The following is a 26,932-nucleotide window of genomic DNA, read 5'->3' as shown; positions in this document are numbered from 1 at the left end:
ATGGAGTTATGCATTCAACATAGAATGGATGAAGGTAAGGAGAATAGGTTGGAATGACACTTAAAAAAAGGATCTTTTTGCTGTTTTTTCTCAGTGCGTTTATTCCCTTCATTAGTATATTTGCAATTTCCTATTACACCATTGATTCCATTTTTGCGAACAAGATCGATGATGGCATTCGGAGCAATTTACAGCAGGTGACTTCCTCACTGGAGAATTCGATCACCAACCTGAATCATGTTACACAGCAATTATCCTACAGTGGTACATTAGGCAAAAAGTTGGATGAGGTGTTGAAGCCATCCTCCAATATATTTGAATTGATTGAAACTCGGGATGAACTAAAAAGCGAATTAAATGTCGTCACGTTTACCAACCCGAATATAGGTTTGACATTGTATTATTTTCAGAAGGATAGCTCCACACAGTTTGGAAACTTTCCTATAAAGGATCGTTTTGCACCCGAATCTTTGCCTGTGCTCTCCAAAGCATATGGGATTACCTATTATGGTCCTCATGTCAGTATGAACCGGTTTGATGATCAGCTCGTCTTATCCGCCATGCGGAAGGTAAAATTACCCCAGAGGGACGATGTGTATATTTACGTCGAATCCGGTTTTCACCTTGCGCAGGATATATTGGGTTACAATCAGTACAAAGGAGATTTATCCCACTTGATCCTCGATGGAGAGGGAAACATTGTGTACAGTGAGATTCCGGAAGCGATGAAAGTCGGGGAGAATTTCTCCAGCTTATCGAAGGGTGCAGCATCGGACGGAATAGCTCGCGATTATCATTGGTTCAGACAGGATTCTACCCAGAACTGGAGCGTTGTGTCGGTGATCTCGCAGGCCAAGTATCAACAGGAGAAAAATCAGTGGTTGCTTCAAATATTGTTGGTCGCTTTATTTTTCCTTGGTTTTACCGTATTTCTGGCTTGGCTGCTGTGGAAGATGGTTTATAAACCCCTCGGTCTGTTCCATTCAGAGATCAACGGAATGTCACAAAATCCACAAACAACAGGCAGCCAGGCCCGCACGCAGATTCCAGAATTTGATTTTCTGTTGGGTGAATTCTCGAATATGCAGCATCAAATCGGTGACCTCTTTAAAGAGGTGCAGCAGAAAGAGAAAATTCGTGCAGACCTTGAAGTGGAGAAGCTGCTGTACCAGATCAATCCTCATTTTTTGATGAATACGCTGGATACCGTTCACTGGCTCGCGGTAATGAATGGACAAGGGGAGATCGACAAGCTGGTACAGTCCCTGAATAAGCTGTTGTATTACAATTTGGGCAAATTAGGTCAGGTTTCGACGATGGAAGAGGAGATTGACGCGCTTAGACAGTATTTGATCCTGCAGCAAATCCGATATGACTTTGAGTTTGATGTGCGCATCTCGGCTGATGAGCACGTGCTTCAAATACCGGTACCTCGTTTTATTCTACAGCCGTTGGTTGAAAATTCACTTTACCATGGACTGAGCGACGAAGGTTTTATTCAAATTGAAGTAACGCGCAAAGAAACGCTGAACATCATGATTCAGGATAATGGAGCAGGCATGACGGAAGAAGCGATTCAAAGACTTCTGAACAATCGTGTAGCTGATCATCAAAAAGTTGGGATGGGCATCGGGCTTAATTATGTTCACCGCATGTTACAAGCACAATACGGGGATCAAGCTCAACTGGTGATTGAAAGTGAATTGGGAACAGGGACAAGCATACTGCTTATACTTCCGATCAAAGGAGAAGATATCTCGGCATGATTAAGGTATTGATTGTGGATGATGATAAATTGGTACGAAAAGGAATAAGCTCCGCAATGCCGTGGAACGAGTTTGGCATGGAGGTTGTTGGAGAAGCGAGTAACGGAGCTAAGGCGCTGGATTTTCTCGAATCCAACTCGGTGGATCTGATGTTAACGGATCTTGCGATGCCCGTGATGTCAGGCATTGAACTGATGCGCGCCGCAAGGCAGCACTACCCCGAACTTCATATTGTCGTGCTTACTCTTCATCAGGATTTTGATTATATTCAGGAAGCGCTTCGGCTGGGAGCTATCGACTATATAGCCAAAGTCCAGCTTGAGAAGGAACAATTCGAACATGTACTGAATCGAATACATACCCGGATTGGTGAGCTCACGAATACAAGACGAACGCTGCCGCAGCTAGGTGAAACCAATGTCCATTACCGTAAAGTGTATGCACTGGTTTCACTGGACCGAAAATCCGGCCAGAACTGGCCCATTGAAATCGAATCCAATGTAGACGAGGTCCGATTTGAAGTGGAACGGAACAGTTGGATGTGGGCGGTACCTCAGAGTGGAGAGGATCAGCTATTTGATAGATTGAAGGGGTACTTGGATCAAGTTCCTCAAGCTGCGCTACTGGTGTTGTCTGATGTACAGGAACGGACATGGTCGCAAATTCAAAACTGGATTATGAATTATACAGAAACGTCCTTATTTTATGCATATGAACCCCTAGATCCGGTTATTGTCGTTTCCATGAATGAAGAAGACACATTTCCAATAGAACCTCGGGATGAGGATATGGATCGTATTAAACGAAGTTGGTTTCTATCTCCGTGGACGCATAACGATCATTATTATAACCAGCTTGTTGAAGAGTTTAGATCTCTAAGGCTGCAAAAAGGGCAGCTGATGGGATTACTGTACTCCCTGGTCATGGAGTGGAACCATCTTTTTGCCCAGACTACGCTGGGAAGAATCTCAATGATCCATTCTTTTCAATCCTGGTACGAAGTGGAACAGTGGATCAAGCAGACCGCTGAGAGTATTCGAAAGGCGGATGAACAGACCTCGTATTCTCAGGAAATGATTGATGGGGTGAAAAAAGCCGTGATGATCATGCAGAATGATTTGGATCAGGCTTTTACAGCTTTAGGGCTGTCCCAGCAACTGAATATTAGCCGCAGCTATTTCAGCCAATGCTTCAAGGACATCATGGGGAAAACCTTTAACGATTATTCCCGATATATACGTATAGAGAAGTCGAAAGAGTATTTATTGAACACAAACAACACGATTTTCTGGATTGCAGAGCGGGTGGGTTATACGGATGAAAAATATTTCAGCCGAATCTTTCGCGAACTGACAGGTGTGCTGCCTAGTGAATATCGACAATTAGGCAGAACGGACAAATAGTGTACGCTCCGCACAACCGACTGGCGATCCGGTGAAAGAAGGGAAAGTAATGATCAAGAAGATGGCTGTGTGTGTTGTTGTCGTCAGCTTGATTGCAGGTATCGTATTTTTCAGTATTTCGTACTCTCGGAAAACGGCAATTGGACCAGCGACCAGCACACCTGACACCGCCGCCACCGAACCATTTGGCAAATATGAACATCCCGTTTCCATCCGGTTGGGATATGTGGTTGACCCCACAGGTACGGATCTCTCCGAAGGAGAGACCGTAGAAAAGAATAAGTGGAAAACGGTGATTAAGCAAAACCTTAACATTGATGTCGAGGTCATGTGGCAGGTATCCAAGGAGAATTTTGGACAGAAAATCGATCTGGCTATTGCCAGCAATGATTTGCCTGATGCAATGATTGTTAATCAGGTTCAGTTGAATGAGATGGTCAAAGCGGGAGAAATTGAAGATCTGACCAAGGCATATGCAAGCAGCGCTTCACCTGAGATGAAGAAAATCATCGACAGCACCCATGGATTGGCCCTGGAACAAGTGACCTTTGAAGGGAAAATGATGGCTGTTCCGTCTGTGACGGCGGAGGACTTCAGTATGCTTTGGATCAGGCAGGACTGGCTCGATCGTCTTGGATTAAAACCACCGAAAACGGTGGACGAATTGGAAGCAATAGCGAAGGCCTTTGTGGAGCAGGACCCGGATGGGAACGGGAAACGGGATACGATCGGGCTTGCCTCAAGCACAAGTCTGTTTAACGATTTTAACAACAGCGCTTTTGCCTTTGATCTAACGCCGATCTTCTCGGCTTATGGAGCTTTCCCCGGATATTGGCTCGAAAAAGATGGAAAACCTGTATACGGTTCGATTCTGTCAGAGACAAAGGACGCTTTGGTCAGACTTCGTGATATGTATGCCAAAGGTCTGCTTGATCCAGATCTGGGCATCCGAAAAGAACCAGAGGAAACCGTCATTAGCGGACAGGCTGGGATGTTCTTTCAAGGTTTCTTTGCAGGATACTGGCCGCTCCCAAGCGCTTGGCTGAATGATCCCAAGGCGAACTGGCAGGCTTACGCGCTCCCACTGGATGCAAATGGAGCATTTCGTGTGAAGGTGGATCATCCCTCAAGTTCTTTCCTGGTGGTTCGCAAAGGGTATGCTCATCCCGAAGCGATCATTAAGATTAACAATCTGTACCTTCGGGATGAGTTCAAGTATGGTACCAGTTTTATGCTGAGCCGCAATTTCTTTGCCCCGGCAGATGAAGCTCGATATGAATCCAAAGCCGTGCAGGATATTCTGGCCGGAACCAAAACCCCAGCCGATTTCAAGGACAAGTCCGAATATAAGCTGCTGGAAAATACAGTTTCGACGATAAAACAAACCAAGCTAAAGCCTTATGATCAACTTGGCATTTCGTACTGGGATCAGCACAACGAGAATTTTATGCGTGGTTATTCACTGCTTGTGGGTGGAAGAAACTTCTTTGATCCGAATATCCATAAAGTTCGAAGCCTTACCTACAAACGTACCCCAGCAGTGGAGAGGTTGTGGAGCAAACTGTCCAAGCTGGAACATGATACATTTCTGAAAATTATTTTAGGGACTGCGCCGATCGAATCATTCGATCCATTTGTACAGGAGTGGAAGGAACAAGGTGGCGATCAAGTAACTGCTGAAGTATCTGCATCCCTGAATCAACGGTGAGTTGCTAACCTATATACGCTGAATTTTACAATTCTACACATTTGTGTACTAAATTCGAGATCATTCATAACCGGCAGACTCCTGTTTTAGGAGTTTGCCGGTTTTTCGTTGTGCCACACTCGCTGTCTACCCATTCTTATTAACGAGGATAGACAAATGTAAGTCGGCAGGTAAGATAAATGTTCACTTCGTTAATGTTGATCGTTGATCTTAGCAAAATGTGTACACATTTCTCTATCCAAACTAGCGTTTAATCCCTATCTCAATAAAGCTTCTCCAAGTTTTATAATGAAAGCGCAAACAACATGATAGAGAAATAATCAGAACGAAGGGGAGTTGAATTTGATGAGTAATAATTGGTCAATAAAAAGCAAGCTGTTGACAAAACGACTGGCAGTGCTGTCCATGTCCGCATTGATGGTATCCGTCCTTGCAGCCTGTGGGGGAGCTTCCAATCCACCGACTGCTGAGGATGCAGGTCAATATGAGGTAACGCCTGGAGATCCGTTCAGTGCTTATAAAGACGAAGTGGCGGTAACGATGGGGCGTGTTACAACGGCGAACCCGAAATTGCCGGCTGGAGATACATATGAGAACAATGCGTATACCCGTCTGGTCAAAGAAGCGTTTAATGCACAAATTAAGGACCAATTTGAGGCTAACGGTGAAGATTACAGTCGTCAGGTTTCTCTTGCAATCGCTTCCGGAGAATTGCCTGATATGATGCGTGTCGATTCCAAGGATGAACTTAAAGAACTGGTTGATAATGATCTGATTGAAGATATGACAGAGGTATACAAACAATATGCCACCGATAATATCAAGCAGATTTACGACTCCTACGATGGCCGTGCACTGGACAATGCCACAATCGATGGCCGACTGATGGGCCTTCCGGCGACCTCTCTGGACTCCGCACCAACGATGGTTTGGGTTCGTCAGGATTGGCTGGATGTGCTGGGAATCAAACTCGATGCTGACGGAGACGGTGCCATCAAGCTGGAAGATGTAGAGAAAACAGCAGAAGAGTTCCTGAAAAAAGATCCTGGGCAAACCGGGAAACCGGTCGGTATTCCTTTTGTGAACACCTTGAATACGACGGACTATAACGGTTCTGCCTATACCATGCTGGGTGTTGCTTCAACCGAAGGGGCATATCCTCAATATTGGATGAAGGGTGAAGATGGCAGCATCGTTTATGGTTCCACTACAAAGGAAACCAAGCAGATGCTGGGCATTATGGCCGACTGGTTCAAGAGAGGTATCATTGACCCGCAATTTGGAACCCGTACATTTGACGATATCACTGCACTCTACACCAATGGTCAGAGCGGGATTGCTTTTGGACCGTGGCATATTCCAGACTGGGGACTGAGCAGTGTCAAGCAGATGGATAAACATGCAAAATTCACGGCTTATACGCTGGAGGATGCAAACGGTAAGGTAAACGTGGCACACGCCAATCCATCCGGTCAGTTTATCGTAGTGAGAAAAGGATATGAACACCCGGAACTCGCGATTAAAATTATTAATCTGTTCTACGATAAATTGGCAAATGACAAAGATGTCGCAACTACCATGCCTGAGGCAGCTAAGTATCTGGAAAGCGGTGTAGACGGTTCAACCAGACCTTTTAATATTGAAGTCAACTCGGCAACATCCCTGCTGGATGATTACTCCGACGTTGTTCGTGGAATTAAAGGCGAGATCGGTTTGGATCAGGTCCGTACAACGGAATCCAAGAACAATATTGGCAGTATCCAAACGTACTTGAAAGACCAGGATACGGATGATGTAACAGCTTGGTCTAAATATCACTCACGCATGAACGGAGTGGGGCTGATCGATAAGTTGACACAGGAAGGCAAATTCAACTGGATGACGCCAGCGTTCTCTGGAACTACACCAAGCATGAAACAGACATGGGCTAACCTGACCAAAATGGAACAGGAATCTTTCATCAAAATCATAACGGGTGCAGAACCGTTGGATTACTTCGAAACATTCGTCACTAATTGGAAAAAACAAGGCGGAGACCAAGTGATTCAGGAGATCGAAGCCGAGACTACATCCCAAAAATAATTAAGCTAACACTGCTGACAGGCTGCGCTACGCAGCCTTTCTTCAGGAAAGGGGTTCATCCATGAAGCAGGAAAAATATAAAGCAAGAAACCGATTGGGCACGGGTGCCATGTATCATATGATGATGCTGCCAGGCATTTTATTTTTGCTCGTATTCAGCTACATTCCAATGGTTGGTGTCATTACGGCGTTTCAGGATTATGTACCAGCCAAAGGTATGTTTGGCTCGGAGTTTGTTGGGCTCAAGCATTTTATTTATATGTTCAAGCTGCCGGACATCGGCCAAGTGATCAGTAATACGTTAGTGATTGCCATTGCCAAGATTCTACTCGGCACACTGATGGCTATCATTTTTTCCATTTTATTAAACGAAATCCGCTTTAAGTTTGTTAAAAAATCCGTGCAGACCATTGTATATCTGCCTCACTTTTTGTCTTGGGTTGTTCTGGCCTCCGTGGTCGTTAACATGTTCAGCCTGGATGGAAGTGTAAATCAGATTTTAGCCTTTTTCGGTTTGGAAAATATTAATTTTCTCGGAAGCAACACCTGGTTCCAGCCACTGATTATCGGGACGGACGTATGGAAGGAATTCGGTTATAGCTCCATCGTTTATTTGGCTGCAATAACTTCAATTGATCCGGGTCTATATGAAGCGTCAGGGATAGATGGAGCGAGCTGGTGGAGAAAAGTATGGCATATTACGTTGCCGGGTATGCTGCCTATTATCCTGCTCATGGGGGTCATGAGTCTGACCAATATTTTGAGCGCAGGCTTCGATCAAATCTACAATCTGTATAACCCGGTTGTCTATGAGTCGGGCGATATTCTGGATACCTATGTATACCGGATTGGTCTCGTTGGCAGACAGTATAGTTTCGGTACGGCAGTTGGGTTGTTCAAGTCAGTGATTGGTATTGTTCTATTATTGTCCGCCAATGAATTGGCCAAAAAATACACCGACAGAAAAATTTTCTAAGGAGGCGAAACTTGTGTCTTATTCCGCAAGCCTGAAAGACCGAATGGGCCGGTTTGTCATCTACGCCATCGTTATATTGCTGGCCTTGATCTGCCTCCTTCCATTATGGAATATCGTTGCGATTTCATTCAGCAGCAGTGAGGCCGTATCGGCCAATGCCGTAGGTCTGTTACCCGTCAAGTTTACAACAGCCGCTTATTCAAAAATTATTGATGATGCGCAGTTCTGGCGATCCTTTGGCATTTCCGTTCTACGTGTGGCTCTATCCCTAGTACTCAACATGATTCTTATTGTTTTGATGGCTTACCCGCTGTCCAAATCGAAAAGGGAGTTTAAGGGCAGAAATATATATATGAATATCATGATTTTTGCCATGCTGTTCAGTGGGGGCATGATCCCCAGTTATCTGTTGATCAAAAACCTGGATATGCTCAATACCATTTGGGCGCTTGTACTGCCGGGTGCTGTCCCAATATTCAGTGTCATTCTTGTAATGAATTTCTTCGCCGCAGTACCAAAAGCGCTTGAAGAAGCGGCATTCATCGACGGGGCAAATGCATTGCAGGTCCTGTTCAAAGTATATGTGCCCGTGTCTATTCCTGCGCTGGCGACCGTATCCCTGTTCAGTATCGTGGGCACGTGGAATGATTTCTTCAGTGGATTAATCTATATGACCAAAGTTAGCAATTATCCGCTAATGACCTATATTCAGTCGCTTAACGTGAATATCGCAGAGCTTCTTCAATCCGGCACGAACTCTGCTCAGCTCAGCAATCTGACTGAGATTTCAAACAAAAATCTAAATGCAGCCAAAATCGTAGTGGCTGTCATCCCACTGCTGCTGATTTATCCGCTGCTGCAAAAATATTTTGTAACCGGCATTGTTGTGGGTTCGGTAAAAGAATAATAGGTAATGGAACAGAATCCGGATGAGCAGAAACTGGTTCAAGAGAAAGGTGGTTCCATATGGGAAATAAAAAATGGTGGAAAGAAATTGTCGTATATCAAATTTATCCCCGCAGCTTTCAAGATAGCAATGGTGATGGAATCGGGGATCTGAGAGGTATATTATCCCGACTCGATTATTTGAAGGATCTTGGCATCGGTGCGATCTGGCTGTCACCAGTGTGCAAATCGCCGCAAGATGACAACGGGTATGACATTTCGGATTATCAGGATATCGATCCAATGTTTGGTTCACTTGAAGATATGGAATTGCTGATTCAGGAGGCAGGCAAGCGGGACATCCGAATTATCATGGATCTGGTGCTTAACCACTCATCCGACGAGCATCCCTGGTTTAAGGAAGCCCGGAAAAGCAAGGATAATCCATACCACGATTATTATGTATGGAGAGATGGTGTGGAAGGCACACCTCCCAACGATTTAGGTTCAACGTTTGGTGGATCGGCCTGGGAATGGGTGCCCGAGCTGGGACAGTATTATCTGCATCTTTTCTCTGTTAAACAACCGGATCTTAACTGGGAGAATCCCAAGGTACGGCGGGAGATATACGACATGATTCAATGGTGGATGGATAAAGGTGTAGGTGGTTTTCGTCTTGATGTTATCGATCTGATTGGCAAACAGCCTGACCATAAAATTACAGGCAATGGGCCAAATCTGCACCAATATATGCGTGAACTCAGTAAAGAGACATTCCAAAAGGGTGATCTGCTAACCGTCGGAGAAACCTGGGGAGCAACGCCCGAAAGTGCCAGGCTTTATAGCAACCCGGACGGCAGTGAACTATCCATGGTCTTCCAATTTGAACATATCAGCCTGGATGAGCAGGAGGGAAAAGGCAAGTGGGACCTCCAGCCGCTGGATCTGCTTCAATTAAAGAAAGTGTTGTCCAAATGGCAGACCGAGCTGAAGGGCGAAGCCTGGAACAGTTTGTTCTGGAACAACCATGACCTTCCGCGGATCGTGTCCCGTTGGGGAAATGACGGGGAATATCGTGTGCAGTCTGCCAAAATGCTGGCGACTCTTCTGCATGGCATGCAAGGTACACCATATGTGTACCAGGGTGAAGAGTTAGGGATGACGAACGTTCGTTACCCTATTAAAGAATACCGTGATATTGAGTTGCTGAATATGTATAAGGAACGGGTCGAGAATGGGTACGCTGAGGAAGAAGTGATGGAATCCATTTATGCAAAAGGCCGTGATAACGCACGTACGCCGATGCAATGGGATGTTTCCGAAAATGCGGGTTTTACGGAAGGTAAACCATGGATATTGGTGAATTCGAACTACACGGAGATTAATGCAGAAGAATCTATACATGATCCGCATTCCATTTACCATTACTATAAAACACTGATTCAGCTGCGAAAAGAGCATGAAGTGATCATCTATGGGGATTATGAACTTCTGTACCCGGAAGACACGAACCTCTTCGCTTACACACGAACACTTGGTGAAACCAAATTGCTAGTCCTGTGCAACTTTTACGGCAAAGTTATTCCATTCCAGCTTACAAGCGAATTTGCAGGAGATAAAAGTTTATTGATTAGTAACTATTCGGACGTTGTTTCAGAGAACACACTTCGTCCTTATGAAGCAAGAATGTATCTGCTTGTGTAGTTCAAAAGAGGGTTGAAGGCAAATAGCCTTCAACCCTCTTTTTTGACGAAAAGAAGCTTTTGCAAGAAAACGTCAAGCGCCATGGAATGTGAATGCTCGATGAGACGAATGATGGAGAAGCTGCGTTCCAGATGCAGTTGTCTGATTCGCAGTTCTTCGACTTCCCCGGTTGCCAGCTCCTTATGAACAATCCATCTGGATACCATTGCAATTCCGAGTCCCGCAGCAACAGCTTCCTTCACACCCTGACTGCTGGTGAAGACATAGGACCGCTTGGGACGGATCGCAGTCTCTTCCATAAAATGATCGCTAAACGCGCGTGTTCCTGAACCCGACTCACGAAGCACCCAGACCTGATCCTGAAGCATATTTTGCTCTACCACGACGGAACCGGAGAGGGGATGACCGGAAGGAGCTACTACGATCATCTCATCCTTCATGTAAGGGATAACGTCAAGTTCTGCCGAGGCTTGTGCTTCACCCTCCACAAATCCGATATCCAGTTGATTGCCCCTAACCGCCGACAGAATCTCCTGGGTATTGCCGATGGTAACTTGGATGTTGACCTGCGGATACTGCGCTGCGAATTCTGCCAGCTTCTTAGGCAAAATATATTCACCTATGGTGAAGCTGGCCCCGATCTGAATGCTTCCGGTCACCTCATCCCGCAGCATCTGGATCTCCTGTCGTGCTTCATCGTAGCGGGCCTGAATGACTTTGGCATGTTTGTAGAGGATCGTCCCCGCTTCAGTCAAGGACACCTGCTTTGGCGAACGATGCAGCAGCTTGGCTCCCAGCTCATTCTCCAGATTTTTGATATGCAGGCTCACCCCCGGTTGGGACAGATTCAGCAGTTCTGCGGCTTTGGAGAAATGGCTTTGTTCTACAACGGTAACGAAGACTTTTAACGCATCAGTTATCATTATAATTCCTCATTTAAGTAGTGTATTTTCAACGTTATAAGCCTAGTGAACTCATTTTAGCATAAGATATCCAATCAATCATAAGTTTTTGTAATGATTAGGATCGCAGATTCATATTTCACTTCCTTTCTGTCTGCTTCTATAGTGAGGATATACTTATCCAATAAGGAAGTGTGGAGCTATGATTTTACAGACACAATTGAAATTCGTTAAAAACATAAACGGTGTTAGGAACAGGGGATTTCTGCAGGGGATCGGACTGACTTTACTGCTCTCGTTTATCGCCAAGCTGCTGGGTTATCTACCACTCTTAGATATTATGGGTCAACTGGTAATTGCAATTCTGCTAGGTATCCTATACCGGGCGGTGCGCGGCGTTCCACTGAACGCTCAATCAGGAATATCCTTTTCCGGAAAACGATTGCTAAGGTTCGGCATCATCCTGCTGGGTTTGAAACTAAACCTTCTGGATATTGTCCATGCAGGCTACAAAGTCTTTGCGCTAGCGGCAATCAATGTTATTGTTACGATTTTTGTTGTCTACGGACTCAGCAAGTGGTTAAAGATCGACAAACGAATAGGGCTGCTAACCGCTTGTGGAACAGCCATCTGCGGTGCAGCGGCAGTGGTCGCGATTGCGCCACAGATCAAGGCCAAAGATGAAGAAACAGCAGTAGGTGCGGCCACGGTGGCGATATTGGGCACAATCTTCACTCTAGTCTATACATTGCTATACCCGGTATTGGGTTTAAGTGCGAATGGATATGGCATATTCACAGGCGCCACGCTTCATGAAGTGGCACATGTCATTGCTGGGGCTGCACCTGGAGGGCAAACAGCACTGGATATGGCAGTCATCGTGAAACTAACTCGGGTCAGCATGCTGGTGCCCATTGCGTTGATCATCGGCTTGTGGAGTGGACGACAGGCGCGTGGGGGAGAGCAAAAATCATCTAAAGGAATCCGGTGGCGTGAATTGCCAGTACCCTGGTTCATTTTCGGTTTTCTGGCTATGAGTGGGTTAAACACGCTGGGTATTATTCCGCAAGAGATGATCTCAGGACTTCTGGTTGTCTCCTATATGCTGCTCGCGATGGCCATGGCTGGATTGGGGTTGGGTGTGGATATTGCAACCTTCCGTCGTCTGGGCAAGAAACCTTTTTTGGCAGGACTGCTGGGATCTATGGTGTTGTCCATTCTCGGATTCATGCTTGTTCGTGGCTTTGGCCTGAACTAGGAATGTGCTTAAACCTAGGTATTCCCTTCATAACGTTAATAAAAAGCACGCAGTGGCCCTTAGTGGATCAATGTGTGCTTTTTGTTGTTCGAGAGGTGATGGTCATCAGATCCAGAACGAACACAAAAGGAATAGTATAAATCCATCACTTGAAAAAATATAAATTTTTTCCTCTTTTGGTTCAAAAGTCTGGAATGCACACAGGAAAGTCTGGATAACGATGTACTTTCTGCTCGCAAGCCTCAAGGCTGCTCGAAAACATCCAAAAAGGAACATCAGAAGTCCGAATACCGTCTCTAGGAGTCCGATAAGGAGAAATGAAAGCGGTTTATAATAAATTTATTCCAGAAATGACAAAAGAAAGCGGTAAAATAGATCAGCTCTCCAAAAAACTCCCCAAGTTAAGTGGCGGTTACGCATTTCGGTTTCGCAAGCCTTGTTGTATGCCTTTGCTATTTTTTTGTCTTGTACTTTGATAAGGGGGTGATGATCGGCGCAGCGAAAGAATGAGGCAGATCAACCGTCCATTTTCATTGAAAAACCATTTTGCTAATAACCTGAGGAGGAATTGAATTTGCGCAACAAGTACATGATGTGGTCAATCGTATTAACGATGCTGATCTCGAACGTATTCCTGAGTGTCGGATTTCCATCTCCTGTATCAGCAGCCGAAAGGCCGGACCTGGCACAGGGCAAACAGGTGACCGCGAGCGGGTACAACCAAACATACATCCCGACCAATGTGATTGACAATAACCAAGCAACCTATTGGGAAAGTACCAATAGTGCGTTCCCCCAATGGATTCAAGTGGACCTTGGCACCAATACCACCATGGACCAAATTGTTTTGAAGCTTCCGAAAGTGTGGGAAAAGAGAACCCAAACGATAACGGTGCAAGGCAGCACGAACGGTTCATCGTTCACAGATATCGTAGCTTCTGCGGATTATGTATTTAATCCATCGGTGGGGGAGAACTCGGTTACTATCGATTTTCCTGCTGTTGAGACAAGGTACGTTCGCTTAAGCGTAACGGGCAATTCCGAGTGGCCGGCAGCTCAACTGTCGACATTTGAAATTTACGGTCCAGGCAGTGAGGGACCAACGCTACCTGGCCCCGATCCTGTGGATCCCCCAATCCCTACAGAGGGAAGCAACATCGCCATCGGGAAGTCGATAACTGCATCGTCCAGCACCTTATCTTTCGTAGCTGCGAATGCAAACGATAACAATATCAATTCGTACTGGGAAGGGGGCAGCAATCCAAGCTCACTGACGTTGGATCTCGGCTCCAATCATCAGATTACATCCATTGTACTTAAACTGAACCCGGATCCGGTCTGGAGCACCCGAACACAGACTATTCAAGTGCTTGGACATAACCAGGATACAACAACCTTCAGCAATCTGGTTTCCGCCCAATCATATACATTCAATCCGGCTTCCGGTAACACAGTGACCATTCCCGTTACAGCAACGGTTAAACGTCTGCAATTGAACATTACCGCGAACTCGGGCGCTCCTGCCGGGCAAATTGCTGAATTTCAGGTATTCGGTACACCTGCACCCAATCCTGATCTGACGATTACAGGTATGTCCTGGTCTCCATCGTCTCCAGTGGAGAACAATGCCGTCACCCTTAATGCTATCGTCAAAAACATTGGTTCTGCCGCTTCTCCAGCTTCAAGCGTCAACTTCTATCTGAACAACGAACTGGCGGGTTCCTCACCTGTAGCTGCTTTGCAAGCAGGGGCTTCGACTACGGTCTCGCTTAATGCTGGCAATAAAGCAGCTGCATCATATACGCTCAGTGCCAAGGTAGATGAGAATAACCAGATCATCGAAGAGAATGAAGGAAACAACAGTTACACACACACCTCTTCTTTGGTGGTTGCACCGATTACAAGTTCTGATCTGGTAGGCACGGTTTCTTGGAGTCCAGGAACCCCTACAGCAAACAGTACAGTAACATTTACAGTTAATTTGAAAAATCAAGGCAACATGGCCTCCGCAGGTGGTACACACGGAGTTACAGTGGTTCTCAAGAATGCTGCCGGAGCAACGCTTCAGACGTATAGTGGTTCCTATACCGGTACATTGGCACCCGGAGCTTCGGTCAATGTCAATGTAGGTACCTGGAATGCTGCAACCGGTAACTACAATGTGACAACTACCGTAGCAGTGGACAACAATGAAGCTCCGGTCAAACAAACGAATAACGTCGCTACAACAAGTTTGAACGTATATTCAGCCCGTGGTGCAAGCATGCCTTATACCCGGTATGATACGGATGATGCTACACGTGGTGGCAGTGCCGCATTGAAATCCGCACCGACCTTTGATCAGGCTCTGACGGCTTCGGAAGCCTCTGGCCAGCGCTATATCGCTCTTCCTTCCAACGGTTCCTATGCACAATGGACGGTTAGACAAGGGGAGGGAGGCGCAGGTGTAACCATGCGATTCACGATGCCGGATTCCACAGATGGCATGGGTCTTAACGGCGCACTTGACGTCTATGTTAACGGGACCAAGGCCAAAACGGTTCCTTTGACCTCCTACTACAATTGGCAGTACTTCTCCAGTGATCATCCGGGGGATACGCAAAGTGCAGGACGTCCGTTGTTCCGTTTTGATGAAGTGCACTGGAAACTGGATACACCTCTAAAAGCTGGAGACACCATTCGTATTCAGAAAAACAATGGAGATAACCTGGAATACGGTGTGGATTTCCTCGAAATCGAACCCGTTCAAGCGGTAATCCCGCGCCCGGCTAACTCCGTCTCTGTAACCGATTTCGGTGCGATTGCAAATGATGGAAAAGATGACCTTGCCGCATTCGAAGCGGCAGTCCAATCCGCGGTATCCACAGGCAAGACTCTATATATCCCTGAGGGCACGTTCCATCTGGGCAATATGTGGAAAATTGGTACGCCGACAAATATGATTAACAACCTCACCGTTGTAGGTGCAGGCATCTGGCATACGAACATTCAATTTACCAACCCTAATGCAGCCTCAGGCGGGATTTCTTTCCGTGTGCAGGGCAAGCTGGATTTCAGCAATATTTATATGAATTCCATGCTGCGTTCGCGCTATAACGAGAATGCAGTTTACAAAGGCTTTATGGACAATTTTGGTAAAAATTCAAAGGTCAGCAACGTATGGGTCGAGCACTTTGAATGTGGTTTCTGGGTAGGGGATTACGCCCACACTCCTGCAATCATTGCCGATGGCCTTGTGATCGAGAACAGTCGTATTCGGAACAACCTTGCCGACGGTGTCAACTTTGCCCAAGGCACGAGCAATTCGACTGTACGCAACAGCAGCGTCCGCAACAATGGTGATGATGGTCTGGCCGTATGGACCAGCAACGTGAATGGTGCGCCTGCCGGTGTGAACAATACATTCTCGTTCAACACGATTGAGAATAACTGGCGCGCAGCAGGCATTGCATTCTTTGGTGGCAGCGGACATAAGGCAACCAACAACCTGATTGTTGACACGGTTGGCGGTTCGGCGATCCGGATGAACACTGTTTTCCCTGGATACCATTTCCAAAATAACACAGGTATTCTGTTCTCCGATACAACGATCATTAACAGCGGCACAAGTAAAGATCTGTACAATGGTGAACGCGGAGCTATTGATCTCGAAGCTTCCAACGATTCCATCAAGAACGTAACGTTTACCAATATTGATATACTCAACACGCAGCGCAGTGCCGTTCAATTCGGATACGGCGGCGGTTTCCAGAACATTGTGTTTAATAACATCAACATTAATGGTACTGGTCTGGACGGAATTGAGACATCTAGGTTCACAACTCCGCATAAAGGTGCAGCAATTTACACCTATACGGGTAATGGTTCTGCCACATTCAATAATCTGACAACAAGCAACATTGCCAACCCTAATGTGAATCAGATTCAAAATGGCTTTAATTTGATCATTCAATAAATTATTTCAAACAGAAACAGGGAGCTCTAAGAGTTCCCTGTTTTTTAGGTTACTTTGATGAAGTATGGGTGAACATTGATCCGGATCTGAAATATTGAAAAAATAGCCGCGCAAAGTAAGTTTTCAAGATGCCCCATATTTACTTCTGTAGTGACTTAATGTGAGAAGAGGCCAAATATATGTATAGCTGTGATAATGGGAATAAAAGTTCCCGGGCAGACCAGCTCCTGTTGGATAAGTGGTTCTCCAATCGTTCTCGTACATTGATGCAATAAGCCTTAGAATACCTTGATTCATCTCAGGTGTAGGTTTGGGTTGGACTGCAATTAGTGCGTCAAGTGCCCAAGCGGTCTGAGAAGGGGTACTTTCCCCTAATGGCACATAGTGAAGGAGTCGGTCACTTTGACAGGATTCTCCCCAGCCACCGTCGGAGTTCTGGATGCTTAAGAGCCACTGCGCTCCTTTTTGCACTGTATCATGGCTTGCAGGCAGCCCAACGGCCATAAGACCGGTTAATGCTGCCCAGGTACCGTAGATATAACATACGCCCCATCTTCCATACCATGAGCCATCCTTCTCCTGGTTTCGAATGAGCCATGTAGTTCCACGATTGATCCATTCATGCCTGGTGTCAAGCCCGGCAAAGTTTCCGAGATACTCTAGAGTACGTCCTGTCAGGTCAGCCTCTGAAGGGTCTGTGGCCGCAGATTTGGCACCGTCGATGGCGAGCCAGGTGAGCATCTCCTTGTTCGTATTTTTTTCGAATGCCGGCCAGCCGCCATCTTTATTTTGCATGGACAGAACCCAATTCAGTCCGCGATTCCAGGATTCCTGAAACGTTGGAAGAGTAGTGGACAAGCTTCGGATAGCCCGTAAAGCTGCTGTTGTATCATCTACGTCTGGGTTGATTGTATTCGACTCCGAAAATCCCCATCCTCCAGGGACTGTATTCGGATTATGGATGCTCCAATCGGCTGTTTTATCTTGCTGACGGGAGAGCAAATAGGAGGCCGCGAGTTGAATAGCGTAATGGTCATCGGTAAGACAAGCCTCCTGCAATGCGTAGGTGATTAAGGCCGTATCCCACACGGTAGATGGGGAGTTTTGAATCGTTGTTTTGCCTCCAGAAGAACGGCACTGCATTGCCGTGAGTCCTGTTATGGCTTTTGTGATCAGGGGATGCTGCTTATCGTATTTTAGGGCCAATAGGGCAAAGATCATGAGAATTGTACTGCTAGCGTAGCTGTATAATGTGCCATCCGATTCAATCCGCTCTATCATGAACTGTTCCGCCTTCGTTCTTGCAGTGTTGTGGATGTGGCGAGGGTTACCAAGCAGTCGGCTTCTCCCGCTTAGAATGTCGTCCTGCATTTCCTGATATCCGCGAGCAGTTGGCTCATCTGCAACATTTCGTAAGTCGGTCAGATCAGACAGATCGGGGGCATGGGGGGCTGCAAGGGCGAAACGTAAGTCTGCCATAATGAGCATGGGAGTGAGGTGAACTCTGGAATAACCGGAAAATTCAAAATAGTTGATGGGAAAATAGATAGGGAACATCAGTATCTCCAGCGGGATCATAGAGATAGATAAAGGCCATTTCATTTGTCCGGTAGCGGCAAGTATGGCTTTGGTCAAAATGCTCGTAACTTTTCCAATACCTCCTTTGGACTGAATATATTTTTTGGCCCGCTGGATTGGCTCGTCCGTACTCTGGCTGTATCCGGAGTAAAGCAGGGCGTAGTAGGCTTCAACCGATGCGGATAAATTTCCATCCTCTTCATCGGCGTACAATCTCCAGCATCCATCCTGTTGCTGTTCGTTAAGGATACGATCATGCAATTCCCGGATCAGCGCTTCATTCGGGACTTCCAATATCCGAAAGAGAATGATGACATAAGCATCAATAACCGTACCGTTCTCAAAACAAAAATGCCAGGAGCCGTCTTGTCGCTGCTGTTGTAGCAAGGAAGTCGTCATCCGACTTATTTCCTTATCTATTGTGCTCAGTACATGGCTCATTCCAGGGATACCTCCAGAGTACGTCATTTTTGTATTATATGATGGTAGACCAAGGGAAATGAGGAGCAGAAGGAGCAGTCTATTCAGGGGTTCTCTATAATTTTAATAAAAAAATGAATTTTACTGTTGAAATTATTTCCAATAAAGTGTATAAATATCTTTGTTAACGCTTACAAGATTTTGATCTATATCTTTCTCCGATACCCTTCAAAAAGGAGGTGGTAGTACAACAACATGCAATAACTGAAAAATGGACTTTATGCTTTTGAAAATGAAATCGATTTCATTTTGTAGTATTCAATATTTGGCAGCTCAAATTATAACAAATTAAAGGAGATATGTTGATGAAGATATGGAAAAAGAGTGCTTTAGTGTTGCTGTCCACTTTTCTGGTAACGGCGGGTTCATATGGTTCATATATGCCCAAGACTGCGCATGCAGCGGGTGAACAGGTGGAGGTATGGATTTCAACTTCAGACCCCAACTCCGAACCAGCAGTTGGACTTAGAACAGATGCGAGACTTACCAAGATTGCATCCAAAAACTTCAGCAGCAACTCAGGCAATGCCGATGTTACCATTACGGTAAATGAGAACAAAACGTATCAGCAGATGGATGGATTTGGAGTTTCATTAACGGATGCTTCCGCATGGCTCATGAACTACAAGCTGGATAACAATAAGCGCGCGGAAGTGATGGAGAGGTTGTTTGGTAACACAGGCATTGGGCTTAGTTTATTGAGACAGCCGATCGGAAGTTCTGATTTTGCCTGGGCCGCCTACACTTATGCCGATACGCCAAATGATACTTCACTCAATCAATTTACGATCGACCGGGATAAGGCTTACATTTTGCCCATGGTCAAAGCGGCACTCGCTAAGAATCCCAATATCAAAGTCATGGGTTCCCCATGGAGTGCACCTGCCTGGATGAAATATTCCAACAATCTGAACGGCGGCAAACTGAAAGCGGAACACTACGGAACATATGCGAATTATTTCAAAAAATACATTGAAGCCTACCAGGCTGAAGGTGTACCCATCTATGCTGTTACGTTGCAAAATGAGCCATTGTACGAGCCATCCCATTATCCTTCCATGGGGATGAATGTACAGGATCAGACGGGCTTTATCGGCGATTATCTTGGACCAACACTGCGCAATGCCGGAATTAACACCAAGATTATTGCATTCGACCACAACTTTCTGGACTGGAACTTCCCGAACCAGGTCATTACGAATCTGAAGAACGCAGGCAAGGGCAGCTACGTATCCGGCAGCGCATTCCACCATTATGACAGTGGGGACGGATCGACCATGACCTCCATGCATAACAGTCACCCGGACAAGGAAATTTGGTTCACGGAGGGTGGTTTCGGCAACTGGAATGATCCGCAGAATGGTACCTCTTCAGGTTTCGATAATATGATGAACGAGTTCATTAATATTACAAGAAACTGGTCCAAATCGATCATTCTCTGGAATGCTGCTCTGGATCAAAAAGACGGTCCGGCATTGCTTTCACCGAACAACACGAACAAAGGCATGATTACCATCCGCAACTCGGACAACCGTAATGACGCTCCTGAAAATAATGTGACATATCACAAACAATATTATTTGCTGGGTCACTTTAGTAAATTTGTAGTACCCAATGCATACCGCATTGACAGCAACACCGGATCTGAAGTCAAAAATGTGGCTTTCCGCAATCCGGATGGTTCCAAAGTGGTAGTTGCCTATAACTCTTCCAGTTCGTCGAAAAATGTAAAGATCCAATGGGGCAGCCAAAGCTTCGTTGTCACCATTCCAGGCAAGTCCGCCATGACGTATAAATGGTATGGCAATGTTTCTTAAGGGATAGCAGGAATTCAGATTCCCGCATCTAGCAAGCTAGGGGCCGCGAATTTGAGGATACTACGACGCATTGGGCGCAAGACGCAATTTCCACTGCGTCAGGTCTGGGCATTGTGAATGGATATATTGATAACACCTTTGGTCCAGATGAACTGGTGACCCGCGAGCAAATGGCGACAATGATCGTTCGTGCAGCGCAGATCGCGGATTCAGATAGTACTATCAGCTTCTCCGATGGTGCTGAAATATCCAGCTGGGCTTGTTCAGCACTTGCTGCGGCCATTACCAATGGGCTTGTTAACGGTTATCCTGACGGAACATTGAAACCAAAAGGGAATACAACTCGCGCAGAAGCCGCTACACTCATCGAAAGAACTATTCAATTGACAAAATAATGATCAAAACAATTAAAAAATAAATTAACAAAATAAATTCAAGATTTTAGAAAGGCTGCTCTCCAGCAAGTTTAACTTGTTGGAGAGCAGCCTTTCTGTATTGTGTGTATGTTTTTATATTGCTTATTTCTCTTTGTATCTGGTTCATTCGTTTTTTACAACGATATCCCATTTTCGATAATGACACGATTGAGTTTGGTATTTACCGGATTGGAAATCGTATCACCCACAGGACATTTACTTTCTAGAAATTGTACAAATGATTCAACTTTTTCTTCAGATGAGCTGGTTTTAATATAGAAGGTGTATCGAATATCAGAATAACCGGGACGTACATCAGATCGGTTAAAAAATCCGTCAAGATCCAGATCACCTTCAACTTCAACTCTGAAATCATCAAGGACTACATCGAATTTGGAAGCATAGACCCGGGCCACAATGGATTGACATGCGCCAAGGGAGGCAAGTAAAGCTTCTACAGGATTCATTCCTGTGTCTGTACCCCCGAGATTTGTTGGCTCATCGATGATCAGTTCGAATTGTCTTGCTTTAGTGATCACTTTAACCCCATCCTGTAGATGGGCAGTAGCTTTGAAAGTCTGAACATTAGCCATCCGGATACCTCTCCTTTATAAAACATGGTATGTAACTTGGTTTAGTAAGGATTATAGTTCCATGAATCACAAGCTGTCAATATAAGGATGGGAATAGAATTAGATATTCACTCTTTAAATTAAGAAATGGATAGCCTAATGGCTATCCATTTCTCTAACATTTCAACTTTTCAGCCGGTGTACTTATTCACTCATAATATGATCATATTTTTCCTTCAAACGTTGGATATCTGCTCTCGGCGGCGCGCCGAACATGCGGGAGTACTCTCGGCTGAATTGCGACGCACTCTCGTAACCAACCCGGAACGCTACATCCGCAGCATCAGCTGACTCAGCCATGAGGAGTCGACGTGCTTCCTGAAGTCTTAGCTGCTTCTGAAACTGAAGTGGGCTCATGGCGGTAATTTCTTTGAAATGTCGATGGAACGAGGACACACTCATATTAGCTGTCTCCGCAAGATCTTCGATCCGAAAAGGCTGCTCCCAATGCCGAACAATATGCTCAATGGCTTCTCGAATTCGATAGCTGCTGCTGCCTTCCACGGCAATCTGGGCCAGTTCAGCTCCATAAGGTCCCTGCAAAAGCCGGTACAGAATCTCTCGCGTATACAGTGGGGCAAGGAACGGGATTTCTTCCGGTGTATCCAGCAGCCGAACCAATCGAAGTACAGCATCCTGAATGGAGGGCTCCATCTGTCCAACAAATAGGGCACGTCTGGCGTTTTCTTTAGACGTGACCTTAATATTACAATCATTCAGTACTTCAAGAATCTGGTTCTTTGTAAACTCAAGCTTCAGAGCCAGGTAAGGCCTATCAGTGGATGCTTTAATAATCTGACCAATCACCGGCAGGTTCATGGAAGCAATGAGATAATTGGATGGTCCGTATTTGAATCTTTCCTGTGCAAGCAAGATTTCTTTCAAGCCTTGAACGATCACACAAAAGGAAGGCTTGTAAACCCGGTAAGCAGGCTCGCTTATGCTGGAATGCTGATAGACATACAGGGAAGGGATTGCAGTTTCCTTAGAACTGTTATGAATGGAGTGACGTTTGATTAGTTCGGTGAGTTCCTGTTTCTGCTGAACTGCGTTATCGGACATACATATCCTCCTTGCGAGTTGTTCTTGCTTCATTATAAGACTTAACGACTTTAGACAAAAGTAGGCCTGAGAGGATCAGGCAATCAATTAAGACAAATGATATACCGCTTCGCTCCTTCAGTTCGGCATAATAATAGTAAGTTGGCAGGCTGAATAATCCAGTTTGATCCCAAAAGGAAAAATAAACTCAAGGTAAGTTAGGCTTACAAATTAGATCAGGAAAGGAAGTTATATGATGCAAAAACGGACACTTGGAAATAGCGGCTTGGTAGTTTCGGCAATTGGGCTTGGTTGTATGGGAATGAGCTACGGGTATGGTCCAGCTTCGGACAAAACGGAGATGATCGCGGTCATACGTGAAGCTGTTGAACGCGGCGTAACTTTCTTTGATACCGCTGAAGTTTATGGTCCATATATCAATGAAGAACTCGTCGGCGAAGCACTTTCTCCTGTACGCGATCAGGTTGTCATAGCGACGAAGTTCGGATTTGACATTCAAGGTGGCAAACAGAGCGGAATGAATAGCCGTCCTGAGCAGATCAGGAAAGTTGCCGAAGAGTCTCTCAAACGACTTAAGATCGAGGCAATTGATTTGTTTTACCAGCACCGTGTTGATCCGGATGTGCCGATTGAAGAGGTTGCCGGAGCCGTGCAGGATCTGATTCGAGAAGGTAAAGTGAAGCATTGGGGGTTATCGGAAGCTGGCGTGAACACGATTCGACGTGCGCATGCCGTTCAGCCGGTCGCTGCTGTTCAGAGCGAATATTCCTTATGGTGGAGACGTCCGGAAGAAGAACTGATTCCAGCGCTTGAGGAGCTCGGTATTGGTTTTGTCCCTTTTAGTCCTTTGGGTAAAGGATATCTCACGGGAAGTTTTAATGCGAAAACAACGTTTGATCAGGGGGATTTGCGTAATATTCTGCCACGCTTCACTCCAGAGGCCCTCGAGGCCAATCATGTGCTGGTTGATCTGTTAAAAGAGAAGGCGGATAAGATCCAAGCCACCCCTGCACAGATCGCACTTGCTTGGCTGCTAGCCCAGAAACCGTGGATTGTACCGATCCCGGGAACGCGCAAGTCAAGTCGTCTCAAAGAAAATATGGATGCGGCGTACGTTGAACTTACAAATGAAGATGTACAGAGCATTAATGACGCAGCTTCAAAAATCACTCTGTTGGGTTCAAGATATACGGAAGAATTGGAGAGAAGAACGGGTCTTTGATCCATTTTAGTATGCCAGAAAGATGGGTGGAAAGGTTGAGTAAACGCTTATCGAACCAAGTGAAGAAAATTGTAATCGAGAGATTGGAGTCCCAGATCAAATGGGAAGAAAATCCGATTTTCAAAGAATTGTATCTCAGTTATTGGATAAAATTAACTTCAGATGTTGCCAATCAAAAAGAATTGTGTATAATTGGAGTCACATCAAAATATTCAAATGTTTTCTAGGGTTCCGCGACAGTTATGTCGGTCTGGTCCGAGAGAAAACTCACAGCCTATTGGTTGTGTCACGGAGGGACAAAAGCCTGGGAGATGAACTGCTTTAATGCAGTTTGTTTCCCGGGCTTTTTTTATTTTGGCTTCATGTAACGAATAATACACGTAGCAAAATTTGATAAGGAGTGGATAGAAATGAACAAAACCTGGTTGTCCGTCGTTATTGCAGCTTTATTTGAAGTCGGTTGGGTCATTGGATTGAAACATGCCAGTGATTTTTTGGAGTGGGGGGCTACACTGATTGCCATTATTGTCAGTTTCACCTTGATGATTGCGGCTTCCCGCTCACTTGATGTAGGGACGGTATATGCAGTATTCGTTGGATTGGGTACAGCAGGAACTGTACTGGCAGAAATTATATTGTTCGATGCGGCGATTCAATCTGGGAAAATGCTGCTCATTGGGGTTCTTTTATTGGGTGTAATCGGTCTTAAAATTCTAAGCAAAGGAAAAACAAAGGAGGTATATGAATCATGAACTGGGTATATCTTATTTTGGCAGGTGTCTTTGAAATGATTGGGGTTATGATGATTAATAAATTGCACAAAGATCGTAACCTGATGTCAATTATACTGTTGGTTGCAGGTTTTGGACTAAGCTTTCTGTTCCTATCGATTGCGATGAAGACTCTTCCGATGGGGACGGCATACGCCGTATGGACGGGAATCGGCGCTTCCGGGGGAGCTATTCTCGGCATGATATTTTATGGAGAACCTCGAAATGCGTTAAGAATTCTGTTTATTGCCATGGTGCTTGGATCAGCAGTAGGGTTGAAACTGATAAGTTAATGGATTGGTTCGGGACTTGATTTTGAAAATATAATATACAGAAGTGCTTTTTAATGTTATCCTTATGTGTTACGTTTTGAAATGAGATATACGTCAAATGAATATTTGTTGCGTAAATTAAGGAGACCTAATGACATTTAAAGACTTGAATATTATACCCGCAATTTTGGAAGGCTTGAACAAAGCAAACTATACTGCCCCGACACCTATACAGGAACAGGCGATTCCAGCCGTATTGGAAGGCAGAGATTTGCTTGGCTGTGCGCAAACAGGTACAGGCAAGACGGCAGCATTTTCTGTGCCTATCATTCAGTTATTAAGCGAAAAGTCGAATGGCCCCAAAGCCGCACGTCATATTCGCTCATTGATTTTAACACCAACAAGAGAACTTGCGATTCAGATTTCAGATAATATTAAGGCATATAGCCGTTACACCGATATTCGTTGTGCAGCAATCGTGGGAGGCGTTTCACAAAAAGTCCAGGAGCGTGCCCTTAATCAAGGTGCAGATATTATTATTGCAACGCCTGGTAGACTGATTGACTTGGTCAATCAAAAGCGCATTGATCTGAAACATGTGCAAATACTGGTTCTTGATGAAGCAGACCGTATGCTGGATATGGGCTTCATTCATGATGTTAAACGGATTATCGCCAAGATGCCGAGCAAGAAACAGACGTTGTTCTTCTCAGCTACAATGCCTCCGGAAATTACAAAAATGGTAAAAACGCTGCTTGTTGATCCGGTAAAAGTAGAAATTACGCCCGTATCCTCCACAGTGGATCGAATTGAACAGTCTGTGTATTTATTGGAAAATGGCAAAAAACAGAGTCTGTTGAATCATATTTTGCAGGATAAATCTATTGTTTCGGCACTGGTGTTTACCCGTACAAAGCGTGGAGCTGACCGTGTAACTCGCGATTTGTCCAAAGTGAATATTACGGCGCAGGCCATTCATGGCAACAAATCTCAAAATGAGCGTCAAAGAGCTCTAAATAATTTCAAAAGCGGAGTTACACGAGTGCTGGTGGCGACGGATATAGCCGCAAGGGGCATTGATGTTGAAGAGCTGTCACATGTAATCAACTTCAACCTTCCTAATATTCCAGAAACGTATGTTCACCGAATTGGCCGTACGGGCAGAGCAGGGCATAGCGGAATGGCCATTTCCTTTTGTGAAAAGGAAGAGCTTCCGTTCCTGAAGGATATCGAGAAAGTAATCAAGAAGACCATTCCTGAAGTGAAAAATCATCCTTATCCGATGACAAGTGTGCCTACTTTTGTAAAATCGAATCAAACATCAAAGTCTGCGACCCATAAATCTGCAGCTGATAAACCAGCGAAGTCAAAAGCGAATCCGGCTCGCAAACCTAAATCCGAGTGGTTTAAGAAGAGCGGTAAAGCTAATCACAGTAAGCCAAATAGCGGTAAACCAAACCACAATAGTACAAGTCACAGTAAACCAAAGAGCAGCAAAGTGAATAAAGCTCTCTAAAAAAACGAGCAAAATGCCTTCTCCACTTCGTGGAGGAGGTTTTTTTTATGAACACAAAATCGATATGATATTGATAATGATTCTCAATAATAACAGAATAATAGAGTGGAACTTAAAAAAATGTCCCAAGGCCAATGTTGTAGTGCCCCTAGCCCTGTAGAGGAAATGCCGGGACTGATTGATTTCAGTGTAATGGTTAATAAAAAGAGTAAAGAACACGAAGAAGTAATGGTGCTAATTCGTTGGGAATCAGAAGAAGCATGGAAGAATTGGGAGAAGAGTGATGTTCATATTAAAGGTCATAAGGAGAAAAGAGGACAGGAGAAACCCGAGTATCTGATTAGCACTACGGTAAATATGTACGAAGTACAGAAAGTGAAGACAGCTAGAGTATCGAATGCTTAATTCGAATGATGAAAAACCGATCTTATGATTTCTCTCATGGGATTGGTTTTTTTTGTTTGTATGTCCATTGAAGTTTTGTCGCATCATTTCTATGTATAGGTTTTTTAATAAATACTATAATGC

20 protein-coding genes, 1 pseudogene and 1 riboswitch are annotated in these 26,932 nt (G+C 45.1%); of the genes and pseudogenes, 17 read left to right on the top strand and 4 right to left on the bottom strand.

The features are described from left to right. The first annotated feature begins 53 nt into the window (after positions 1 to 53). From HW560_RS23955 to HW560_RS23925, 7 genes are all read left to right on the top strand, one after another. Complete coding sequence (locus HW560_RS23955; RefSeq protein ID WP_110002140.1) at positions 54 to 1,766, top strand: sensor histidine kinase; 1,713 nt, start codon at positions 54 to 56, stop codon at positions 1,764 to 1,766. Further along, entirely contained in the window at positions 1,763 to 3,169 is a 1,407-nt protein-coding gene (locus HW560_RS23950) for a response regulator transcription factor (protein WP_179264935.1), read from the top strand. Before HW560_RS23955 ends, HW560_RS23950 begins: the two co-directional genes overlap by 4 nt. Positions 3,170 to 3,218: 49 nt before the next feature. Then, complete coding sequence (locus tag HW560_RS23945; RefSeq protein ID WP_257031419.1) at positions 3,219 to 4,877, top strand: extracellular solute-binding protein; 1,659 nt, start codon at positions 3,219 to 3,221, stop codon at positions 4,875 to 4,877. Between the two features lie 345 nt (positions 4,878 to 5,222). After that, the gene (locus HW560_RS23940) at positions 5,223 to 6,959 is read left to right on the top strand and encodes a type 2 periplasmic-binding domain-containing protein (protein ID WP_090897536.1); all 1,737 of its coding nucleotides are present in this window, start codon (positions 5,223 to 5,225) and stop codon (positions 6,957 to 6,959) included. Between the two features lie 61 nt (positions 6,960 to 7,020). Next, a complete protein-coding gene (locus HW560_RS23935) occupies positions 7,021 to 7,935 on the top strand; it encodes an ABC transporter permease (RefSeq protein ID WP_063565144.1) in 915 nt (304 codons plus the stop codon). 13 nt (positions 7,936 to 7,948) lie between these two features. Beyond that, entirely contained in the window at positions 7,949 to 8,842 is an 894-nt protein-coding gene (locus HW560_RS23930) for a carbohydrate ABC transporter permease (RefSeq protein ID WP_090897539.1), read from the top strand. Between the two features lie 59 nt (positions 8,843 to 8,901). Further along, complete coding sequence (locus tag HW560_RS23925) at positions 8,902 to 10,524, top strand: glycoside hydrolase family 13 protein (protein ID WP_179264934.1); 1,623 nt, start codon at positions 8,902 to 8,904, stop codon at positions 10,522 to 10,524. Between the two features lie 29 nt (positions 10,525 to 10,553). Here HW560_RS23925 and HW560_RS23920 read toward each other — a convergent pair whose 3' ends face one another. Next, on the bottom strand, positions 10,554 to 11,447 hold the full coding sequence (locus HW560_RS23920) for a LysR family transcriptional regulator (RefSeq protein WP_090897545.1): 894 nt from the start codon (positions 11,445 to 11,447) through the stop codon (positions 10,554 to 10,556). Between the two features lie 181 nt (positions 11,448 to 11,628). On the opposite strand from HW560_RS23920, the gene HW560_RS23915 reads away from it, so the two are divergent. Continuing rightward, positions 11,629 to 12,684, top strand: coding sequence for a YeiH family protein (locus HW560_RS23915; protein WP_090897548.1), 1,056 nt, complete (start codon positions 11,629 to 11,631; stop codon positions 12,682 to 12,684). A gap of 574 nt (positions 12,685 to 13,258) precedes the next feature. Beyond that, positions 13,259 to 16,639: a discoidin domain-containing protein gene (locus HW560_RS23910; protein ID WP_179264933.1), complete on the top strand. Its 3,381-nt coding sequence runs from the start codon at positions 13,259 to 13,261 to the stop codon at positions 16,637 to 16,639. 123 nt (positions 16,640 to 16,762) lie between these two features. Here the strand turns inward: HW560_RS23910 and shc are convergent, their stop codons facing one another. After that, entirely contained in the window at positions 16,763 to 18,658 is a 1,896-nt protein-coding gene (gene shc, locus HW560_RS23905; RefSeq protein ID WP_179264932.1) for a squalene--hopene cyclase, read from the bottom strand. A 344-nt stretch (positions 18,659 to 19,002) separates the two neighbouring features. Between shc and HW560_RS23900 the strand changes: the two genes are divergently transcribed. The 3 genes and pseudogenes from HW560_RS23900 to HW560_RS23895 all read left to right on the top strand — a co-directional run bounded on the left by HW560_RS23900 (position 19,003) and on the right by HW560_RS23895 (position 20,909). Next, a complete protein-coding gene (locus HW560_RS23900) occupies positions 19,003 to 20,514 on the top strand; it encodes a glycoside hydrolase family 30 protein (RefSeq protein WP_090897557.1) in 1,512 nt (503 codons plus the stop codon). A gap of 62 nt (positions 20,515 to 20,576) precedes the next feature. Continuing rightward, positions 20,577 to 20,678, top strand: a pseudogene (locus HW560_RS34070) (S-layer homology domain-containing protein); the annotation flags it as partial. 6 nt (positions 20,679 to 20,684) lie between these two features. Further along, positions 20,685 to 20,909 (top strand): S-layer homology domain-containing protein, encoded by a 225-nt coding sequence (locus HW560_RS23895; protein WP_143067052.1) that lies wholly within the window; start codon positions 20,685 to 20,687, stop codon positions 20,907 to 20,909. 155 nt (positions 20,910 to 21,064) lie between these two features. On the opposite strand, the gene HW560_RS23890 is transcribed toward HW560_RS23895, so the two are convergent. Continuing rightward, positions 21,065 to 21,523 (bottom strand): OsmC family protein, encoded by a 459-nt coding sequence (locus HW560_RS23890; protein ID WP_163754719.1) that lies wholly within the window; start codon positions 21,521 to 21,523, stop codon positions 21,065 to 21,067. Between the two features lie 183 nt (positions 21,524 to 21,706). Further along, positions 21,707 to 22,624, bottom strand: coding sequence for an AraC family transcriptional regulator (locus HW560_RS23885; RefSeq protein WP_179264931.1), 918 nt, complete (start codon positions 22,622 to 22,624; stop codon positions 21,707 to 21,709). A 235-nt stretch (positions 22,625 to 22,859) separates the two neighbouring features. Here HW560_RS23885 and HW560_RS23880 point away from each other — a divergent pair, with 235 nt between their 5' ends. The 5 genes from HW560_RS23880 to HW560_RS23860 all read left to right on the top strand — a co-directional run bounded on the left by HW560_RS23880 (position 22,860) and on the right by HW560_RS23860 (position 26,809). Then, a complete protein-coding gene (locus HW560_RS23880) occupies positions 22,860 to 23,846 on the top strand; it encodes an aldo/keto reductase (protein WP_179265899.1) in 987 nt (328 codons plus the stop codon). Positions 23,847 to 24,058: 212 nt separating this feature from the next. Further along, positions 24,059 to 24,159: riboswitch (guanidine-I (ykkC/yxkD leader) on the top strand. 97 nt (positions 24,160 to 24,256) lie between these two features. Then, positions 24,257 to 24,598 (top strand): DMT family transporter, encoded by a 342-nt coding sequence (locus HW560_RS23875; RefSeq protein WP_090897576.1) that lies wholly within the window; start codon positions 24,257 to 24,259, stop codon positions 24,596 to 24,598. Further along, the gene (locus HW560_RS23870) at positions 24,595 to 24,909 is read left to right on the top strand and encodes a DMT family transporter (protein ID WP_179264930.1); all 315 of its coding nucleotides are present in this window, start codon (positions 24,595 to 24,597) and stop codon (positions 24,907 to 24,909) included. Before HW560_RS23875 ends, HW560_RS23870 begins: the two co-directional genes overlap by 4 nt. 130 nt (positions 24,910 to 25,039) lie before the next feature. Next, positions 25,040 to 26,404 carry a DEAD/DEAH box helicase gene (locus HW560_RS23865; RefSeq protein ID WP_090897581.1) on the top strand — a complete coding sequence of 455 codons (1,365 nt, stop codon included), beginning with the start codon at positions 25,040 to 25,042 and terminating at the stop codon, positions 26,402 to 26,404. A gap of 120 nt (positions 26,405 to 26,524) precedes the next feature. Next, a complete protein-coding gene (locus tag HW560_RS23860) occupies positions 26,525 to 26,809 on the top strand; it encodes an antibiotic biosynthesis monooxygenase (RefSeq protein WP_179264929.1) in 285 nt (94 codons plus the stop codon). The last annotated feature ends 123 nt before the right edge of the window (positions 26,810 to 26,932 follow it).

The sequence above is a fragment of the Paenibacillus sp. E222 genome (assembly GCF_013401555.1).
In the GTDB taxonomy this organism is placed as follows: Bacteria; Bacillota; Bacilli; order Paenibacillales; family Paenibacillaceae; genus Paenibacillus.
Note: the sequence above shows the minus strand (reverse complement) of the source record. Positions and strands in the feature narration are given on the sequence as shown.

What these genes read in the sequence shown, in the direction of transcription:
- HW560_RS23935 (WP_063565144.1), top strand. Translation starts at nt 7,021, where the DNA reads ATGAAGCAGGAAAAATATAAAGCAAGAAACCGATTGGGCACGGGTGCC.
- HW560_RS23895 (WP_143067052.1), top strand. Translation starts at nt 20,685, where the DNA reads ATGGCGACAATGATCGTTCGTGCAGCGCAGATCGCGGATTCAGATAGT.
- HW560_RS23890 (WP_163754719.1), bottom strand. Translation starts at nt 21,523, where the DNA reads ATGGCTAATGTTCAGACTTTCAAAGCTACTGCCCATCTACAGGATGGG.
- HW560_RS23865 (WP_090897581.1), top strand. Translation starts at nt 25,040, where the DNA reads ATGACATTTAAAGACTTGAATATTATACCCGCAATTTTGGAAGGCTTG.
- HW560_RS23885 (WP_179264931.1), bottom strand. Translation starts at nt 22,624, where the DNA reads ATGTCCGATAACGCAGTTCAGCAGAAACAGGAACTCACCGAACTAATC.
- HW560_RS23900 (WP_090897557.1), top strand. Translation starts at nt 19,003, where the DNA reads ATGAAGATATGGAAAAAGAGTGCTTTAGTGTTGCTGTCCACTTTTCTG.
- HW560_RS23875 (WP_090897576.1), top strand. Translation starts at nt 24,257, where the DNA reads ATGAACAAAACCTGGTTGTCCGTCGTTATTGCAGCTTTATTTGAAGTC.
- HW560_RS23915 (WP_090897548.1), top strand. Translation starts at nt 11,629, where the DNA reads ATGATTTTACAGACACAATTGAAATTCGTTAAAAACATAAACGGTGTT.
- HW560_RS23945 (WP_257031419.1), top strand. Translation starts at nt 3,219, where the DNA reads ATGATCAAGAAGATGGCTGTGTGTGTTGTTGTCGTCAGCTTGATTGCA.
- HW560_RS23860 (WP_179264929.1), top strand. Translation starts at nt 26,525, where the DNA reads ATGTCCCAAGGCCAATGTTGTAGTGCCCCTAGCCCTGTAGAGGAAATG.
- HW560_RS23920 (WP_090897545.1), bottom strand. Translation starts at nt 11,447, where the DNA reads ATGATAACTGATGCGTTAAAAGTCTTCGTTACCGTTGTAGAACAAAGC.
- HW560_RS23870 (WP_179264930.1), top strand. Translation starts at nt 24,595, where the DNA reads ATGAACTGGGTATATCTTATTTTGGCAGGTGTCTTTGAAATGATTGGG.
- HW560_RS23940 (WP_090897536.1), top strand. Translation starts at nt 5,223, where the DNA reads ATGAGTAATAATTGGTCAATAAAAAGCAAGCTGTTGACAAAACGACTG.
- shc (WP_179264932.1), bottom strand. Translation starts at nt 18,658, where the DNA reads ATGAGCCATGTACTGAGCACAATAGATAAGGAAATAAGTCGGATGACG.
- HW560_RS23880 (WP_179265899.1), top strand. Translation starts at nt 22,860, where the DNA reads ATGCAAAAACGGACACTTGGAAATAGCGGCTTGGTAGTTTCGGCAATT.
- HW560_RS23955 (WP_110002140.1), top strand. Translation starts at nt 54, where the DNA reads ATGACACTTAAAAAAAGGATCTTTTTGCTGTTTTTTCTCAGTGCGTTT.
- HW560_RS23925 (WP_179264934.1), top strand. Translation starts at nt 8,902, where the DNA reads ATGGGAAATAAAAAATGGTGGAAAGAAATTGTCGTATATCAAATTTAT.
- HW560_RS23950 (WP_179264935.1), top strand. Translation starts at nt 1,763, where the DNA reads ATGATTAAGGTATTGATTGTGGATGATGATAAATTGGTACGAAAAGGA.